The 15,855-nt window shown below is 70.6% G+C and carries 17 protein-coding genes; 9 read left to right on the forward strand and 8 right to left on the reverse strand.

Annotation, left to right across the window (positions count from 1 at the left end):
- The first annotated feature begins 183 nt into the window (after positions 1-183).
- Both AB0O15_RS05105 and AB0O15_RS05110 read left to right on the forward strand, forming a co-directional pair.
- A complete protein-coding gene (locus AB0O15_RS05105) occupies positions 184-531 on the forward strand; it encodes a metalloregulator ArsR/SmtB family transcription factor (protein ID WP_364314202.1) in 348 nt (115 codons plus the stop codon).
- Positions 515-1,009, forward strand: coding sequence for an SRPBCC family protein (locus tag AB0O15_RS05110; RefSeq protein WP_364314205.1), 495 nt, complete (start codon positions 515-517; stop codon positions 1,007-1,009). Before AB0O15_RS05105 ends, AB0O15_RS05110 begins: the two co-directional genes overlap by 17 nt.
- Here AB0O15_RS05110 and AB0O15_RS05115 read toward each other — a convergent pair.
- Positions 976-2,316 (reverse strand): MFS transporter, encoded by a 1,341-nt coding sequence (locus AB0O15_RS05115; protein ID WP_364314208.1) that lies wholly within the window; start codon positions 2,314-2,316, stop codon positions 976-978. The two genes, AB0O15_RS05110 and AB0O15_RS05115, sit on opposite strands and share 34 nt — an antisense overlap.
- 17 nt (positions 2,317-2,333) lie before the next feature.
- The gene (locus AB0O15_RS05120; protein WP_364314211.1) at positions 2,334-2,888 is read right to left on the reverse strand and encodes a hypothetical protein; all 555 of its coding nucleotides are present in this window, start codon (positions 2,886-2,888) and stop codon (positions 2,334-2,336) included.
- 66 nt (positions 2,889-2,954) lie between these two features.
- Here AB0O15_RS05120 and AB0O15_RS05125 point away from each other — a divergent pair, with 66 nt between their 5' ends.
- From AB0O15_RS05125 to AB0O15_RS05135, 3 genes are all read left to right on the forward strand, one after another.
- Positions 2,955-3,800, forward strand: coding sequence for a MerR family transcriptional regulator (locus tag AB0O15_RS05125; RefSeq protein WP_364314214.1), 846 nt, complete (start codon positions 2,955-2,957; stop codon positions 3,798-3,800).
- Positions 3,800-4,159 carry a VOC family protein gene (locus AB0O15_RS05130; RefSeq protein ID WP_364314217.1) on the forward strand — a complete coding sequence of 120 codons (360 nt, stop codon included), beginning with the start codon at positions 3,800-3,802 and terminating at the stop codon, positions 4,157-4,159. Before AB0O15_RS05125 ends, AB0O15_RS05130 begins: the two co-directional genes overlap by 1 nt.
- Before the next feature lie 82 nt (positions 4,160-4,241).
- Positions 4,242-4,844 (forward strand): DM13 domain-containing protein, encoded by a 603-nt coding sequence (locus AB0O15_RS05135; RefSeq protein WP_364314220.1) that lies wholly within the window; start codon positions 4,242-4,244, stop codon positions 4,842-4,844.
- Here the strand turns inward: AB0O15_RS05135 and AB0O15_RS05140 are convergent.
- Positions 4,839-5,288: a MarR family winged helix-turn-helix transcriptional regulator gene (locus tag AB0O15_RS05140; RefSeq protein ID WP_364314223.1), complete on the reverse strand. Its 450-nt coding sequence runs from the start codon at positions 5,286-5,288 to the stop codon at positions 4,839-4,841. The two genes, AB0O15_RS05135 and AB0O15_RS05140, sit on opposite strands and share 6 nt — an antisense overlap.
- Positions 5,289-5,479: 191 nt before the next feature.
- Between AB0O15_RS05140 and AB0O15_RS05145 the strand changes: the two genes are divergently transcribed.
- From AB0O15_RS05145 to AB0O15_RS05155, 3 genes are all read left to right on the forward strand, one after another.
- The gene (locus AB0O15_RS05145) at positions 5,480-6,736 is read left to right on the forward strand and encodes an amidohydrolase (protein ID WP_364314226.1); all 1,257 of its coding nucleotides are present in this window, start codon (positions 5,480-5,482) and stop codon (positions 6,734-6,736) included.
- Between the two features lie 155 nt (positions 6,737-6,891).
- Positions 6,892-7,656 carry a G5 domain-containing protein gene (locus AB0O15_RS05150; protein ID WP_364314228.1) on the forward strand — a complete coding sequence of 255 codons (765 nt, stop codon included), beginning with the start codon at positions 6,892-6,894 and terminating at the stop codon, positions 7,654-7,656.
- A gap of 16 nt (positions 7,657-7,672) precedes the next feature.
- Positions 7,673-8,440 carry a peptidase E gene (locus tag AB0O15_RS05155; protein ID WP_364314231.1) on the forward strand — a complete coding sequence of 256 codons (768 nt, stop codon included), beginning with the start codon at positions 7,673-7,675 and terminating at the stop codon, positions 8,438-8,440.
- A 20-nt stretch (positions 8,441-8,460) separates the two neighbouring features.
- Here the strand turns inward: AB0O15_RS05155 and AB0O15_RS05160 are convergent, their stop codons facing one another.
- The 4 genes from AB0O15_RS05160 to AB0O15_RS05175 all read right to left on the reverse strand — a co-directional run bounded on the left by AB0O15_RS05160 (position 8,461) and on the right by AB0O15_RS05175 (position 13,757).
- Positions 8,461-10,137: a ThuA domain-containing protein gene (locus AB0O15_RS05160; protein WP_364314234.1), complete on the reverse strand. Its 1,677-nt coding sequence runs from the start codon at positions 10,135-10,137 to the stop codon at positions 8,461-8,463.
- Positions 10,134-12,947 carry a PQQ-dependent sugar dehydrogenase gene (locus tag AB0O15_RS05165; RefSeq protein WP_364314236.1) on the reverse strand — a complete coding sequence of 938 codons (2,814 nt, stop codon included), beginning with the start codon at positions 12,945-12,947 and terminating at the stop codon, positions 10,134-10,136. The genes AB0O15_RS05160 and AB0O15_RS05165 overlap by 4 nt, the downstream gene beginning before the upstream one ends.
- 122 nt (positions 12,948-13,069) lie before the next feature.
- A complete protein-coding gene (locus tag AB0O15_RS05170) occupies positions 13,070-13,432 on the reverse strand; it encodes a PH domain-containing protein (RefSeq protein WP_364314239.1) in 363 nt (120 codons plus the stop codon).
- 10 nt (positions 13,433-13,442) lie between these two features.
- Complete coding sequence (locus AB0O15_RS05175) at positions 13,443-13,757, reverse strand: 4a-hydroxytetrahydrobiopterin dehydratase (protein ID WP_364314242.1); 315 nt, start codon at positions 13,755-13,757, stop codon at positions 13,443-13,445.
- Positions 13,758-13,940: 183 nt separating this feature from the next.
- Between AB0O15_RS05175 and AB0O15_RS05180 the strand changes: the two genes are divergently transcribed.
- Positions 13,941-14,378 (forward strand): (deoxy)nucleoside triphosphate pyrophosphohydrolase, encoded by a 438-nt coding sequence (locus AB0O15_RS05180; protein WP_364314244.1) that lies wholly within the window; start codon positions 13,941-13,943, stop codon positions 14,376-14,378.
- On the opposite strand, the gene AB0O15_RS05185 is transcribed toward AB0O15_RS05180, so the two are convergent.
- Positions 14,355-15,845 carry a long-chain fatty acid--CoA ligase gene (locus AB0O15_RS05185; RefSeq protein WP_364314247.1) on the reverse strand — a complete coding sequence of 497 codons (1,491 nt, stop codon included), beginning with the start codon at positions 15,843-15,845 and terminating at the stop codon, positions 14,355-14,357. The two genes, AB0O15_RS05180 and AB0O15_RS05185, sit on opposite strands and share 24 nt — an antisense overlap.
- Positions 15,846-15,855 lie beyond the last annotated feature (10 nt).

The following is a 15,855-nucleotide window of genomic DNA, read 5'->3' on the forward strand; positions in this document are numbered from 1 at the left end:
GTCAGCGGCGGGCGGGACCACTTACGCACGTTGCAGGGAGGCGGCCGCGGAAGCGGAGCGTGCGGTCGCCGGACCGACCTCGGCGGGAGCAGCGGTCGGCACCACCCACCCCGCTACGACCTGATCTTGACCTTGATCCAGGAAGGGGCTTGACGTATTCCGTTATGGGAATATGATTTCCCCATGGCACGAGCGGCTACCACCACAGATGCGTTCAACGCGGTTGCTGAACCCCGGCGGCGGCAGATTCTTGATCTGCTGGCTCAGCGGGAGATGCCCGTCAACGACCTGGTCACGCTGCTCGGGCTGGCTCAGCCGCAGGTGTCGAAGCACCTGCGCGTCCTGCGGGAGGTAGATCTCGTGCGGGTTCGCGACGAAGGGCGGCAGCGGATGTATCGACTGAACTCCGAGCCGCTCAAACCTATCCACGACTGGCTCCGGCGTTACGAGCAGATGTGGGACGAGCGGTTCGATCTGTTGGAGCAGGTGCTCGATGAGCTCAAGGAGGAAGACGATGACAACGACGACTAGCGGTACGGCCAAGGTGACGCTTCCGGCCGACAACCAGATCCTGATCACGCGCGAGTTCAACGCGCCGCGTCACCTGGTGTGGAAGGCCTACACCACGCCCGACCTGGTCAAGCGGTGGTGGGCGGGGCAGCGCGGCAACGTGACCAGCGCCGAGATCGACCTGCGGGTCGGCGGCAAGTGGCGGTACGTGATGGATGCCGGCGCCGGCTTCGAGGTGGCCTTCCACGGGGAGTTCCGCGAGATCGACGCGCCCTCGCGGCTGGTCAACACCGAGGCGTACGAGGGCATCCCCGACCCGGACGGCCACGCCGGCCTGGTCACGGTGACGTTCACCGAGAAGGACGGGCGCACCCACCTGGAGATGCTGTGCGAGTACAACGACAAGGTCGACCGTGACGCGGTGATCGAGTCCGGCATGGAGGGTGGCATGCAGGAGTCGATGGATCAGCTCGAGATCGTGGCGGTCGACCTGTCCTGACTGCCCGCCCGGCCGGCCAGCGCCATCACGGTCAGCCCGATGGCGCTGGTGAAGACGAGAACACCGACGAAGGGGGCGCTCGTCACGGTCGCGAAGAGCAGGCCGGTGAGGGCGAGGCTGGTGCTGCCGCCGACCGCGTCCGTGATGCTCTTGGCCGCGGTGTTGAAACCCTCACGACCGGGTTCTGAGTACGCGAGGACGAGCGTGCTGATCTGCGGATAGAGGGTGCCCATGCCGAAGCCGCCCAGGAACCAGCCGACCGCCACCATGGCCGGTGGCAGGTGCAGGCCGGCGGTGATCAGTTCGGTGGCGGCGCCGGCGGCGAGCAGGACGGCGCCGGCACGCAGGGCGACCACGGGGCGCAGCCGGTCACCGACCCGGGCCTGCACGGCCGAGGCCAGCGCCCACGACACCGCCGCGGCGGTCAGCGTGACGCCAGAGAGCCAGGCGGGCAGGCCGTACCGATCCTGGAGCAGCAGAGGAAGGTAGACCTCGGTGCCGAAGAACACCGCACCGGCGGCGCCGCAGAGCAGGACGGCGGCGGGCAGGCCGCGTCGGGCGCGGTAGGTCCCGGGTGGGACGAGGCCCTTCGCCGCGACCACGATCACGGCCACCGCGACCGGGGCGACGGCCCAGGCCAGGCGCAGGTTGAGGTCGGCGGTGTAACTGAGGCCCACGACGGCGGCGGCGAGCAGGACCGCCGCGCGGATGCGAGCGGGATCGAGGAAGGAGCCGACCGACGAGGAGGGAGCGTTGCGCAAGGCGGGCAGGACCAGCACGGTGGCGACGGCCACCAGGGCGAGCACGCCGAGGAAGACCCAGTGCCAGCTCAGGGCGTCGGCCACCACGCCGGCGACGAACGGGCCGACGATCGACGGCAGCACCCAGGCCGAGGCGAACGCCCCGAAGATCTTGATGTGCAGGTCGGCGGGGTAGAGCTTGGCGATCAGCACGTACAGGGAGACGGTGATGCCGCCGGCGCCCAGGCCCTGGAGGAAGCGGCCGGCGACGAAGACGCCCATGGTCGGGGCCAGCCCGGCCACGGCCAGCCCGGCGGCGAACAGGGCGATCGCGGTGAGCAGAGGCTTCGCCGGTCCGCGGCCGTCGGCCCAGGCGCCGGAGGCGACCATCGCGATCACCGAGGCGGCCATCACGGCCGAGAACGCCAGCGAGTAGAGCGCACGTCCGTTCAGGTCGGCCGTGACCACAGGCATGATCGTGGTGACCGCCAGGGACTCGAAGGCGGCCAGGAAGACCAGGCTCCACGAACCGATCGTGGTCAGGGCGTAGGGGCGGCGGAGAATCACCCCCCGACGCTAGAACCTCAACCCCGATCGAGGTCAACGGACTTGCGTTGGGCGTCACGCGCGGCCCGCAGGCGGCCGGGCAGCGTGGCGGCGACCGAGAGCAGGCCGAGCCGCAACGCCAGCGCCCGGTGGGGGTGCTCGTGGCCGTTCGCCTCCAGCCGGGCCAGCCAGCGCTTCTCCAGGTGGCGGCGGCTGACCAGCATGCCGATGCTCAGCCCGCCCAGGACCAGGGTCACGGCGAGCCGCCGGGGGTCCATCGGCTCGGGCCGGTCATCCGCCATGTCGCCGTCGGGAGCAGCGCCGCCGTCGGGAGCAGCGTCGTCGGCGGGGGCATCGGCGTCGGCGGGGGCATCGGCGCCGGCAAGCGCGTGAGCGGTGGTGGTGGCGGGCGCGGCGGTGGAGGCGGCGTTGCGGACGCCGGCGGCCAGGCCGATCGAGACGACCGAGGCGATCGCGCCGGCCCGGGCCAGCCGCCGCGGCCGGACCGGCAGCTCGCCGGCGGCCACCCAGGCGGCGGTCAGGGCTCCCTCGGCGAGGGCGGATCCGACGGCACGCACGTAGGTCAGGGCCATGTGTGCACGGTAGTGCGGCCGGACAAGCTTGACCCTCCGGCGGCCGGAGAGTGCAGAGTGATCCGTATGCCCGCCACGATCACGATCGGTGAGTTCAGCCGCCTCACCCATCTGCCGGTCAAGACGCTGCACCACTACCACGAGGTGGGGGTGCTGGTGCCGGCCGAGGTCGATCCGGCCACCGGGTACCGGCGGTACACGCCCGAGCAGGTGGCCGCGGCGCATCTGGCGCGCCGGCTGCGGGACGTGCGGATGCCGCCGGCCGAGATCCGGGCTGTGCTGTCCACCGCGGGTGACGATCGGGAGGCGGGGATCGCCGCGCATCTGGACCGGCTGCACCGCGAGCTGACCGAGACGGCCACGGCGGTGGCGTCGCTGCGGGCCTTGATGGCGGCCGGCCCGGCCCCGGCCGTGGTGCGGCTCCGGGAGTTGCCGGCGCTGGCGGCGGTGGGCACGAGCGCGGTGATCGACCGGACCGAGATCACCGCGTACTGCGCCGAGACCTTTCCCCGGCTGTTCGCCGAGCTCTCCCGGCTGCACGCCGAGCCGGTGGGCCCGGGCGCCGCGCTCTACGGATCGGGCTGGTTCGAGGACGGCGGCGGCCGGGTGACCGCCTACGTGCCGGTGAGCGGCCGCCCGACCGGCGGGCCGTTGCCGGACGACGACCGGATCGGGCTCGGCGCGGTCCCGGCCGGCCGCTTCGCGATGGCCCTGCACGCAGGCGCGTTCGACGACCTGGACCTCACGTACGGCCTGCTGGGGCAGCATGCGCTGAGCGGCGGGACGGCCGCGGACGGCCCGATCCGCGAGGTCTATCTGGTGACTCCGGCCGACACGGGCGACCCGGCCCGGTGGCGGACCGAGATCTATTGGCCGCTCCGCGAGGAAAACGAGAACGAGGGAGACAACTGATGCTGCGCATCGAACAGATCGTCATCGACAGCGCGAACGCGGCCGAGCTGGCCGGTTTCTGGTCTCGGGTGCTGAGTCGCCCGGTCGACCCGGGCGCGAACGAGTTCTTCGCCACCATCGGCAAGCAGTCGCAGGACGGCGGGCCGGCGCTGATGTTCCTCAAGGTGCCGGAGAGCAAGGCCGGCAAGAACCGGCTGCACCTGGACCTGAGCGGCCCGGACTGGCGGACCGAGGCGGACCGGGTGGCCGGCCTGGGCGCGGTGAAGCGGTCCGAGCACGCCGAGTACGGCACCGAGTGGATCACGTTCGCCGACCCGGAGGGCAACGAGTTCGATCTCGGCGCGGGTCTGGCCGCCTGATCCTGTCCGGTTCCGGCCATGATCTAGCGCCGTCACCGATCGGTAAGGGTTTCCACGCTTTGAGCGGGATGTACTGGTGCCCATGAGCATGCGTGCAGTCCGCTGGCCCCTGGCGGCGGCCCTGGCGGTTCTCGTCGGGGCCGGCCTCTACCTGTTCCAGCCCTGGAAGCTGGTCACCGATCACGAGGTGAAGGAGACGCTGGCCGCCGTGCCGGCGCCTCAGGAATCGGCGGCCTCATCGGCGGCCTCATCGGCGGCCTCATCGGCGGCCTCATCGGCGGCCTCATCGGCGGCCTCCCCGGAGGCCTCCCCGGAGGCCACGGCCGCGCGCCGGGCTGTGGTGCGGCAAGGCTCGTTCATCAGCCACGAACACGACACCAGCGGCCAGGCCCGGGTGGTCGCCGAGCCGGACGGCTCGCACGTGCTGGAACTGGTCGGCCTCGACACGTCGAACGGTCCTGACCTGCGGGTCTGGCTGTCCGAGCAGCCGGTGCGCACGGGCCGGCCCGGGTGGCGGGTCTTCGATGACGGCGACTGGGTGGAGCTGGGCCGGCTCAAGGGGAACCGGGGGGACCAGGCGTACGCCATCCCGGCCGGCACCGACCTGGAGCAGCTGGAGAGCGTGACCATCTGGTGCAAGCGGTTCTCGGTCTCGTTCGGCGCGGCCGGCCTCACGCCGCTATGAGCAGCCCGATCCCATCCCGTTCAGGGCCGCCGCCAGCTTCCTGAGCTCGAGCTCGGTGAGGTGGTCGAAGATGTGCCGGCGCACGCTGGCCAGGTGGGTCGGCCAGGCCTCGCGCAGCCGCTCGAAGCCGGCGTCGGTCAGCACCGCCTCGAGCCCGCGGGCGTCTTGCTCGCAGCGGACGCGTTCCACGTAGCCCAGCACCTCGAGCTTGCCGGCCAGCCGGGTCATTCCGCTCAGGGACATGTCGCAGGCGCCGGCCAGCTCGCTCATCCGCAGCCGGCGGCCGGGCGTCTCGGACAGGTGGCGCAGCGCGGAGTATTCGCTGAGCGTCATCCGCTCGCCGCGCTCGAGGTCGGCGTCGAGCTTTCGCGGCAGAACCATCATCAGTCGCCCCAGAGCGCGCATCACCGCCTCTTCCTCGGCGGTCAGCGGCTCGGGCGGCATGGTTCAGATGGTACGTCGCCGGCGGCTCCGGCCACTTGATCAGGGAAAGAAGGGCAGGGAAAGGAGGGAAAGGGTGGTGGTAGGTCCACTGTGGCGGAAGGCCGGCGCCGCCATCCTGAGAGCGACGGCTCGCCGGGGGCGGTGGCCGCTTGCAGGGGGAGGCAACGGTGCCGGATTCGAAGAAGCGTGTGGTGAGCCGTCGGGTCGTGCTCGGCGGAGCGGCGGCCGGGGTGGCCGGCAGCTGGCTGGTCCCGCCGGGTGCGTCCTGGGCCGGCGAGAAGTTTTCGGACACCAGGATCGACGCGGTGGCGTCCCGATGGGATCGGCGGCTCATCGAGTTACGCCGTGACCTGCATCGGCATCCCGAGCCCGCCGGCGAGGAGCGGCGGACCGCGGACGTGGTGGCGCGGTGGCTCCGGGCGGCGGGACTGACCGTCACCACGGGCGTCGGTGGGCACGGTGTCGTGGGTGTTCTCACCGGGGCCCGCCCGGGCCGGACGGTGGCCTATCGCGCCGACATGGACGCGGTGCTGCCGAACGGCCAGCTCGGCGGTGGCCCGGACACGGCTCACGTGTGCGGCCACGACCTGCACACGACGATCGGCGTCGGGGTGGCGGTGGTCCTGGCCCGGCTGCGGGAACGGCTGGCCGGCCGGGTGATGTTCGTCTTCCAGCCCGCCGAGGAGGCGCTCGCCGGGGCGGCCGCGATGCTGGCCGACGGGGTGTTCGACCGGGTGCGGCCGGCCGAGATCCACGCGCTGCACTGCGGACCGTGGCCGGTCGGGAGGATCATGGTGATGCCGGGTAAGGGGATGCCGGGCCTGGACCGGGGGAGCGTCAGCCTCACCGGCCCGGACGCCCTGGCCCGGGCCGAGCGGCTCGCCGACGGCATCAACGCCCTGGGTACGGTGGCCCGGCCGCTGACGCCGGCGGATTCCGAGCGGTTCGTCGCCGACCTCGAGACGCCGCATGGTCCGCTGGAACGCTTCGTGGTCACCTCGGCCGACGCGAGCGAGTCGGCGGGTGGCGCCGAGGTGCGGGTGTCGTCGCGCTGCTGGCCGCTGAACCGGTACGTGGAGGTGCGGGAGGCGGTGGGCCGCCTGGCCGAGTCGGTCGGGGCGGCGTCGGTGGCGTTTCCCGATGCTCCGTTCCCCGGCCTGGCCACCCCTGAGCGGGACGCCCGGCGACTTCAGCAGTACCTGCGGCGGACGGTGGGACCGGATCGGACCGGGACGCTGTACGCGTCGATCCCGTTCAACGGCGAGGACTTCGGCCTGTTCCTCGGCCGGATGCCCGGCACCTACAGCTTCCTCGGCGTACGGACGCCGGGCGCCGGCATCATGACCAGCTACCCGCACGTCGGCACCTTCGACCCGGACGAGCGGGCCATCGGCCTCGGCGTCCGCGCGATGGCCGGCTGGCTGGCCGAGCGGGCCGGCGGCCACTGAGGGAAGCCAGCACAACGGACGGGCGGGCGCCAGGTGACGCGCTCGCCGGTCCGTCGTTCGGGGGACGCCGGGGTAGTTGAATCCGCCGCCGGACCCGGCACAATGCTCTGGTGCAAAACCAGACAACTAGTGACTCATGGCAGCATCTGCTCGAAATGCCACGAAAGTCTTGGTGGGCCCGGCTGCCGTTCGGTGTGCGGATGACCGCGGGAGTCAGCGCCGTGCTCATGGTGATCGGCGGGGGCACCGCCGCGATCGCTCAGTTGACCGAGGATGAGCCCCGGCTGATTCAGCAGGTCGGTGACGATCGGGCCGTGTTCGCGGCCCCGCCCGCGGCGACGCCGGCCGAACCGGACACGACGAGCACGAGCGCCGCGCCGGCGAAACCCGAACCGGTGGCGGCGGCCCAGCAGCAGCCGGAGGCGGACCGGCCGCGGCAACCGGCCGGGGTCGCCGCGCCGGTCCAGCGGAAGGCAGAGCCGGCCCCGCCGGTGGTGAAGCCGCGGGCGGTCGAGCCGCAGCCGGTGACCAAGGTGGCGCCACGCATCACCACCCGCACGGAGACCGAACGGCGGATGATTCCCTTCCGTACCCGTCTGGTCCGTGATCCTGCCCTGCCCCGCGGGGCCAAGCGGATCCAGACGCCGGGCGTGCCGGGCGAGGAACTGCTGCGGTACGCCGTGACGATGACCGACGGCCGCCCGACCGAGCGCCGCCTGCTGGACGCCCAGGTCACCAAGCAGCCGCAGCATCGGGTGGTGGCCTTCGGGACGCGGCGCAACGACTGCCGCGACGACCGCTGTGGCCCGCTGTGGCGCAAGTCGGGCTGCGAGAAGACGACCGAGAGCGCCGCGGCCGACCTCGGCCTCACGGTCCAGGACCTGAAAGAGGTCGAGCTGGAGCCGGGGCTGCTCTGCTGAGACTTTAATAGGGAGCGTGACTGCCGACGCTCCCACCATTCTCGCCACCAGCGCCTCGTTCTGGCCCGGCCGCTACGGCCCGTTCTCCATGCGGCCGGGGCCGATCCACTACTACGCCGCCGAGCTGGCCAACGCGACCACCGCGCCGAAGATCTGCTTCCTCAACCAGGCGACCGGCGATCCGGAGGCTCGCATCGGCGCGATCTACGCCGCGCTGGCCGGCACCGAGTTCGTCCCGTCGCACCTGGCCCTGTTCCCGATGCCGAACATCGAGAACATCCGCGAGCACCTGCTGGCGCAGGACGTGGTCTGGGTCGGCGGCGGCAGCGTGGCCAATCTGTGCGCGGTGTGGCGGGTGCACGGGCTGCCGGACATCCTGCACGAGGCGTGGCAGGCGGGCGTGGTGCTCGGTGGGGTCTCGGCCGGGTCGATCTGCTGGCACACGGGCGGCAGCACGGACAGCTTCACGTACGAGCTGAGCGCCTTCACCGACGGCCTGGGCTTCCTGCCGTACAGCAACGGCGTGCACTACGACGGCGAGGAGCGGCGGCGGCCGCGGATGCACGAGTTCGTCAGCGACGGCACGCTGCCGGACGGCTACTGCACCGACGACGGCGCGGGGCTGGTCTACCGGGGCACGGAACTGGCCGAGGTGGTCGCCGACCGGGAAGGCCCCCGGGGGTACGAGCTGAGGCGCACCCCCGAGGGCCAGGTGAACGAGACTTCCTGGCCGGCCCGGGTGCTGCCCGACCGGTGGCCGGGCCGCTGGGGACAACCCACCTAGCCTGCGGGAACGGGAACAGGCTAGGGCAGTCTCCAGATCTGGTTGGCGCCCGCGGTGCACGTCCAGATGTGGATCTGCTGGCGGTCGGCGGGGTTGTTCTCGCTCACGTCGAGACACTTGCCGGACTGCGGGTTGACGATGGTGCCGTTGGACTGCGGCGTCCAGTTCTGGGCACCGCTGGTGTTGCACGTCCAGAGCTGGACCTTCGTCCCGTCGGCGCTGGCGCCGCCGGAGACGTCCAGGCACTTGCCGAGGGCCCGGAACGTGTTGCCGGTCCGGGTCCAGCGCTGGGCCGTGCTGTTGTTGCAGGTGTAGAGCTGGACCTTGGTGCCGTCGGCGGTGCCGGCGTTGTCCACGTCGAGGCACTTGTTGGCCAGGCCGACGATCGGCCCGACGCCGGTCGGCGGCGTAGTGCCACCGAGCTCCTTGATCCGCACGTTGCGGAAGGACACGGTGTCGCCGTCACCATGGTTCTGCAGGCCGATGTGGCCGGCCAGCGACCGTACCGGATTGGTGTTGGTGAAGTCGTTGATCTTGACGCCGTTGAGGAAGATCTGCAGGTGCTCACCCTCGACCAGCAGCTCGTAGGTGTTCCACGCGCCGGGCGGGTTGAGCGCCGCGTCCCGGGCGGCCAGGTCGGCCGCCTTGAACGTGTAGACCGAGCCGGTGGTCCGGTCGGTCGCGTCGGTGGCGTCGATCTGGATCTCGTAGCCGTTGTCCACCGCCGACCACGGATCGGTCGATCGCGGGAAGCCGATGAACACGCCGCTGTTGTCGTCGTCGGCCATCTTCCAGTCCAGCTTGAGCGAGTAGCTGGTGAACTGCTTGGCCTGGTACCAGAACAGGCCCATGCCGCCGGTCGAGGTGAGCGTGGCGTCGGTGTTGGTGAACGAGCCCGGCCCGGCCTGGGCCCAGCCGGTCGTCGATCCGTTGTACAGCGCGGTGTAGCCGGTCTCGGGGCGGCAGTCGGCGTTGGCCTGGCCGGCCGCGTACCGGATACCGCCGAGCAGTTGCTGGCGGAACAGCGGGTCGGCGTACGACTCCTGGGTGTGGCCGGTGCCGGTGTAGAAGGAGCGGCCGCCGCTCAGCGTCTTGCACCACGTGATCGGGTGGTCGGCGCCCATGTTGCCGCCGCTGTAGGTGGATTCGTCCAGGGTGGACAGCACATGGGCGGTCGACCGCGGGTTGGTGCGGTAGTTGTACCACTCGTCGGTGCGGTTCCAAGCCTGCGGCAGGTGCGCGGTGGCGGCGTGCCCCCGGTCCTGCGTACGGATGGTGGCCGGCTGGATCGCCGGGTGCGAGTCGAACCAGGCGCCGACCAGCTCACCGTAGAACGGCCAGTCGTACTCGGTGTCGGCCGCCGCGTGCACGCCGACGTAGCCGCCGCCACCCCGGACATACGACTCGAACGCCGTCTGCTGGGTGGCGTTGAGCACGTCGCCGGTGGTGCTCATGAACACCACGGCCTCGAAGGTGGCCAGGTTGGCCGGGGTGAACGCGGCGGCGTCCTCGGTGGCGGTCACCGTGAACCCGTTGGCCGCGCCCAGGTCGCGGACGAGCTGGACGCCGGCCGGGATGGAGTCGTGCCGGAAACCGGCGGTCTTGGAGAAGACCAGGACGTCGTACGGGTCGTCGGCGGCCACTGCCGGCGCCGCCGCCGGGATCAGCAGCATCGCCGCGAGAATCTGACCGATCATGGCAACACCCACTTCTGGCTGGCCGCGCCCAAGCAGTCCCAGATGTGGATCTGCTGGCCGTCGGCGGGGTTGTTCTCGAGGACGTCCAGGCACCGGCCGGACTGCGGGTTCTTCAGCGTGCCGTCGGATTGCGCCGCCCAGACCTGCGCGGCCGAGTTGTTGCAGGTGTAGAGCTGGGCCTTGGTGCCGTTCGCGGTGGCGCCACCGGCCACGTCCAGGCATTTGCCGAGCGCCTGGAGCGAGCCGTTCGAGGCCACCGTCCAGTTCTGCGCGCCGGAGGTGTTGCAGGTGTAGAGCTGGATCTTGGTGCCGTCGGCGCTGTTGGCCCCGGCCACGTCCAGGCACTTGCTCGCCAGGCCGCGAACCGGCCCGGTGCGGGTGGCCGCGGTGGAGTTCAGCGTGAACGCGTCCAGGTCGTAGAGCGCCGCGGTGCCGCTGCCGGCGAAGGTCAGGTAGAGCGTGGTGGTGGCCGTCGACCCGCCGCTGATCGTGCCGGTGACGGTAGTGAAGGTCTCCCAGCCCCCGGTCACCGGGACGGTGGCCTGCCCGAGCACGGCGCCGGTGGGTGAACCGGCCCGCACCTGCAGCGTCCCGCCGGTGCCGCCGGACGACACCCGTGCGGTGAACGACGTGACGCCGGCCAGCCGGTAGGGCGTGAAGGCGATCCAGTCGCCGTTGTTGATGTCGCCGACCGTCTTGGCGCCCTCGGCGGCGCTCTTGTCGATGACGGTGACGCCGGACGAGGTCTTGAAGTGCTCGGCCTGCCGGTGCCGGGGCTGGAGGATGTGCTGCTTGTGCGTGGTCAGGCCGCCGGCGTCGGTGTACTCGGCGTCGAAGACCGCGAAGATGTTGGCCGCGCTGTCGTGCTCACCGTCGACCGGGTTGGTGATCTGCCCGGAGCAGCCGGTGACCGAGGTGATCTGGTGGCCGTGGCTGTCGTGGCCCAGCACGTACGTCATCTTGGCCCGGGAACAGTTGATCGAACCGTCCTCCGGGTCGGTGACCGTGAACGAGAACGGAACCGTGTCGCCGTACGAGAACAGCGATCCGTCCGGCGGGCTGGTGATGGTGATGGCCGGCGCGGTGTTGCCGACACCGACCTGGACGCTGGCCGTGCCGGTGGCGCCCGAAGGGTCCCGTGCCGTCAGGGTCACGTTGTAGGTGCCATTCGTGGTGTACGTCTTCGTCGGGTTCGCCGCCGTCGACGAGGTGCCGTCGCCGAAGTTCCACGAGTAGGTGATCGCGTCACCGTCCGGATCGGACGAGCCGGCCGACGAGAACGACACGGTCAGCGGCGCCTGGCCCGAGGTCGGCGTGGCCGAGGCCACCGGGATCGGGGCCCGGTTGCCACCGGCCAGGTAGTCGAACCGGTAGAGCGCCGAGTTGGCGTCACCGTTGAAGTAGCCGGTGCCGTAGTCGAGCACGTAGAGCGCGCCGTCCGGCCCGAACGCCATGTCCATGACCTGCTTGCCGGCCCAGGGGAAGGCGTCGATGGCGCCGCGGGAACCGTCGCCGTTGAGGTGGATCGGCTTGATCCAGCCCCGGCCCAGTTCGCCGGCGAAGAACTGGTTGTCCATGTCGGCCGGGAACTTGGTCGGCGAGTTCAGGTTCGGGTCGAAGTGGTAGACCGGGCCGGCCATCGGCGATTCCGAGCCGCCGCCGAACTCGGCCGGGGTGCCGGCGTCGCCGCCGTACCGGATCCAGGCCGGCCGGGCCGCCGGCAGCGTGGTCTGCCCGGTGTTGCGGAACGAGTTGTTGGTCGGGCCGCCCGAGCAGTTGAATTTCGGGCCGGTGGCGTTGGTGGCGAAGTTCCACTCGTTGTAGGTCTCGGTCGACGTGTTGGTGCCGGTGCAGTACGGCCAGCCGTAGTTGCCCGGGCTGGTGATCCGGTTGAACTCGACCTGGCCGCTGGGGCCCCGGTTCGCGTCCGTGGTGCCGGCGTCCGGGCCGTAGTCGCCGAGGTAGACGACGCCGGTCTGCTTGTCGACGCTCATCCGGAACGGGTTGCGGAAGCCCATCGCGTAGATCTCGGGGCGGGTGTTCGCGGTGCCCGGCGCGAAGAGGTTGCCCGAGGGGATCGTGTAGGTGCCGTTCGGCTGCACCTTGATCCGCAGCACCTTGCCCCGCAGGTCGTTGGTGTTGCCGGCGCTGCGCTGGGCGTCGTACGCCGGGTTGCGGTTGGTGCGCTCGTCGATCGGCGCGTAGCCGGCCGAGTCGAACGGGTTGCTGTCGTCGCCGGTGGACAGGTAGAGGTTGCCGGCCGCGTCGAAGTCGATGTCGCCGCCGACGTGGCAGCACAGGCCGCGGTCGGCCTTGACGTCGAGCACGTCCACCTTGCTGGCCGTGTTGAGCGTGAAGTCGGCGTTCAGCGTGAACCGGGACAGCCGGTTGACGCCCTGCCAGGCCGACCAGTCGCTGCCGGTGGCGGGCGCGTCCCCGGCCGGGGTGCTCAGCGGCGGCGCGTAGTAGAGGTAGATGAACCGGTTGCTCGCGAAGCCGGGATCGACGCCGACGCCTTGCAGGCCCTCTTCGTCGTGGGTGTAGACCGACAGCCGGCCACTCACGGACGTGGTCCCGTTGGCGTCGGTGCGGCGGAGTGTGCCGTCCCGGGCGGTGTGCAGCACCGAGCGGTCCGGCAGCACCGCGATGGCCATCGGCTCGCCCACCTCGGCGACGCCCTTGGCCAGGGTCACCTGCTGGAAGTCGGCCGGATCGATGGTGTGCGCGGTGGCCGCCCGGGGAACGGCGAGCACACCGGCGACGAGGAGCACTGATCCAAGAGTGTAGATAAATCGATGTCTACGGCGCATAGCTCCGCCCTGAGGGGTGAGTCGCCGGCGTGGGGGATTGTTACCGGCGTGTGACCGACCCTAGGCGGCTTTGGGCAAAGCTGTAAATACTTTTGCGTTCCGAAACAAAAGTGTACGGATCTTCACGACGCGTAGTGCAAGATCACGTTGTGGACGTGGTGCGTCTTCTCGGTGCCACGGAACTCGACCTCGTAGATGTGGGTCCCGACCGTGATGGCGATCGTGCCGCTGGAGAAGTACTGGCCGGCCAGGCTCTTGTTGCTCACCACGCTGACGCTGCTGACCTTCGAGTACGGGATGCTCGTGATCGCGAAGCGCTTACCCATGAAGGACTTGTCCTGGATGATCACGCGGCGCGTGGTGAGCCCGATGAACCCGGTGCCGACGCCGACCGCGTCGTACACGGCGATGATCTGCTCGCCCTCGAGAAGGCCGCTCTCGATCTGCTTGTACTGGTCCTTCTTGTCGTACACCGGCTCGCTCATGATTCAAAGCCTAAGAGGCGCCGACCACCGTCTTGTACGCGTCCTCGATGCGGGCCGCGAGGGTCACCTGGCCATCGGTGATGGTGTCGCCTTCGCCCGCACTGAGGCTGATCTGGGTGTGACCGTCCGTGCGCCGGATAGCGGGGCGTATGCGCAGTGTGTCGGCCGCCACCTTGATCCGCTCGGTCAGTGCGGCATGCTGACTGTCGTCACACACCAGTTCCCGGCGGATTTCGATCCCGTCGCGCGTCCAGCCCTGTAACAGAGCGAGCGCATCCGACAAGTAGTCGGAAGAGTTGGCCCCGCGCCGTCTTCTGGCCCGCATCGCCGCACCCCCTTGGCGTCGTTGCCGGCTTGTGGCCAAACTGTCGCCGTGTCGTCATGGTCGGTCCCGACAGTCTTGTCTGCGGCGTCAACTATGTCCACGCCCACATATCCGTGTTCTCCCGACGATCGGGACGGCTTGGGGCAACCTGAACGGTGACTTTTTGTGGCAAGGTCTCACTCCATGCGCTCGGAACGCCCAGTCAGCCCCACGTCATCACCCAGAGTGATTGTGGCGGCAGTGATCATCACCGGCGGCCGGGTGCTGGCCTGTGAACGATCGGCTCCGCCCGAGGTGGCCGGGCGCTGGGAGTTCCCCGGCGGCAAGGTCGAGCCGGGGGAGACCGACGCCGAGGCGCTGGCCCGCGAGTGCGCCGAGGAGCTGGGCGTACGCGTCGAGGTCGGCGAACGCGTCGGCCCGGACGTGCCCCTCGCGCACGGCCGGGCCGTTCTCCGGGTCTTCGCGGTCACGCTGCTCGGCGGCGACGTCCCGCGCGCCCTGGAGCACACCGCGATGCGCTGGCTCGGCCCGGACGAGCTGACCAGCGTGCGGTGGCTCCCGGCGGACAAGCCGATCGTCGCCGAGCTGCCGAAACTCCTACTCGGAGAAGGTCTTCCGTAGCTCGCGCTTGAGCACCTTGAAGCTGGGGCCGAGCGGCAGCGACTCGACAAATCGCACCTGCCGCGGGTACTTGTGCCGGCCCAGCTTCTCCTTGCTCCACTCGATGAGGTCGTCCTCGGCCAGCCCGGGATCGGCCACCACCACCGCGCAGATCTCCTCACCCAGCGTGGCGTCCCGGACGCCGATCACCGCGACCTGCTGGACCGCCGGGTGCCGGGCCAGCGCCTCCTCGACCTCGCGCGGGTAGACGTTGAAGCCGCCCCGGATCACCAGGTCCTTCTTGCGGTCGACGATCGTGATGAAGCCCAGCTCGTCCTTGCGGCCCAGGTCGCCGGTGCGGAACCAGCCGTCGATCAGCGCCTCGGCGGTCGCCTCGGGCCGGTTGTGGTAGCCGGCGAAGACGCAGTGCCCGCGGATCACGATCTCGCCCAGCTCGCCGGTGGGCAGGAACTCGATCCGCTCGTCGACCTCGGCCCGGGCGATCTCGGCCTCGACGCCCCAGATCGGGTGCCCGATCGTGCCGGGCCGGGTCCCGAAGGCCGGCTGGTTGGTGGTCGCGGTCGGCGAGGTCTCGGACAGGCCGTACCCCTCGTAGATCGGGGAATGGAAGACCTCGGAGAACTTCTCGAGCACGGCCACCGGGAGCGAGGCCCCGCCGGAGAAGCAGAGCCTCAGATCGGGCAGCCGGTCGGCCTTCGGCGCCGCCTCGAGCAGGCCGATGAACATGGTCGGCACGCCGTAGAAGATGGTCGCGCCCTCGCGGACCATCAGGTCGATCGCGGCCTCGCCGGTGAACCGGGGCAGCAGGACCAGCGTGCCGCCGGCCCGGAAGGTGCCGTTCATCGCGACGCTCTGCCCGAACGTGTGGAACAGCGGCAGGCAGCCCATCGAGATGTCGTCGGGTCGCGGGTCGTGCACGTCGAACGTGTTCACGGTCGCGTTCATGACCAGGTTGAGGTGGGTCAGCAACGCGCCCTTGGGCTGGCCGGTGGTGCCGCTGGTGTAGAAGATCACCGCGGTGTCCTCGGCCTCGCGCGTCACGTAGGTGTGCAGCGGCTCCGGCTGAGGGACGTCGGCGGTGCCGACCAGCCGGACACCGGCGAGGGAGGCGGCCGCGCCGGCGGTCTCGATCTGGCTCGGGTGGGCGACCAGGAGGGACGCGCCGCTGTCGGTCAGGACATAGGCCATCTCGTCCGGCGTCAGCAGCAGGTGCACCGGAACGATGACCGCGCCGGCCGCCAGCGCCCCGTAGTAGGCGCGCGGGAAGTCGATGACGTTGGGGATCTGCAGGGCGATGGTGTCGCCCGGGCGTACGCCGAGCTCACGCAGCCCGGCCGCCCACGACCGGGCCTCGGCCCACAGCTCGGAGTAGGTCAGCCGGGTGCCCGCGTGGTCGATCACCGCGACCTTGTCCGGCCGCTTGCGCGCCGCCTCGGCCAGGATCGTCGCGAGCGAGAGAACGGTCATGCTGAGCCTC

It is taken from the genome of Actinoplanes sp. NPDC089786 (assembly GCF_040684855.1).
Classification (GTDB): Bacteria; Actinomycetota; Actinomycetes; order Mycobacteriales; family Micromonosporaceae; genus Actinoplanes.

Coding starts and splice junctions, on each gene's coding strand:
- AB0O15_RS05105 (WP_364314202.1), top strand. CDS start 184: ATGGCACGAGCGGCTACCACCACAGATGCGTTCAACGCGGTTGCTGAA.
- AB0O15_RS05110 (WP_364314205.1), top strand. CDS start 515: ATGACAACGACGACTAGCGGTACGGCCAAGGTGACGCTTCCGGCCGAC.
- AB0O15_RS05120 (WP_364314211.1), bottom strand. CDS start 2,888: ATGGCCCTGACCTACGTGCGTGCCGTCGGATCCGCCCTCGCCGAGGGA.
- AB0O15_RS05125 (WP_364314214.1), top strand. CDS start 2,955: ATGCCCGCCACGATCACGATCGGTGAGTTCAGCCGCCTCACCCATCTG.
- AB0O15_RS05130 (WP_364314217.1), top strand. CDS start 3,800: ATGCTGCGCATCGAACAGATCGTCATCGACAGCGCGAACGCGGCCGAG.
- AB0O15_RS05135 (WP_364314220.1), top strand. CDS start 4,242: ATGAGCATGCGTGCAGTCCGCTGGCCCCTGGCGGCGGCCCTGGCGGTT.
- AB0O15_RS05140 (WP_364314223.1), bottom strand. CDS start 5,288: ATGCCGCCCGAGCCGCTGACCGCCGAGGAAGAGGCGGTGATGCGCGCT.
- AB0O15_RS05150 (WP_364314228.1), top strand. CDS start 6,892: ATGCCACGAAAGTCTTGGTGGGCCCGGCTGCCGTTCGGTGTGCGGATG.
- AB0O15_RS05160 (WP_364314234.1), bottom strand. CDS start 10,137: ATGATCGGTCAGATTCTCGCGGCGATGCTGCTGATCCCGGCGGCGGCG.
- AB0O15_RS05165 (WP_364314236.1), bottom strand. CDS start 12,947: ATGCGCCGTAGACATCGATTTATCTACACTCTTGGATCAGTGCTCCTC.
- AB0O15_RS05170 (WP_364314239.1), bottom strand. CDS start 13,432: ATGAGCGAGCCGGTGTACGACAAGAAGGACCAGTACAAGCAGATCGAG.
- AB0O15_RS05175 (WP_364314242.1), bottom strand. CDS start 13,757: ATGCGGGCCAGAAGACGGCGCGGGGCCAACTCTTCCGACTACTTGTCG.
- AB0O15_RS05180 (WP_364314244.1), top strand. CDS start 13,941: ATGCGCTCGGAACGCCCAGTCAGCCCCACGTCATCACCCAGAGTGATT.
- AB0O15_RS05185 (WP_364314247.1), bottom strand. CDS start 15,845: ATGACCGTTCTCTCGCTCGCGACGATCCTGGCCGAGGCGGCGCGCAAG.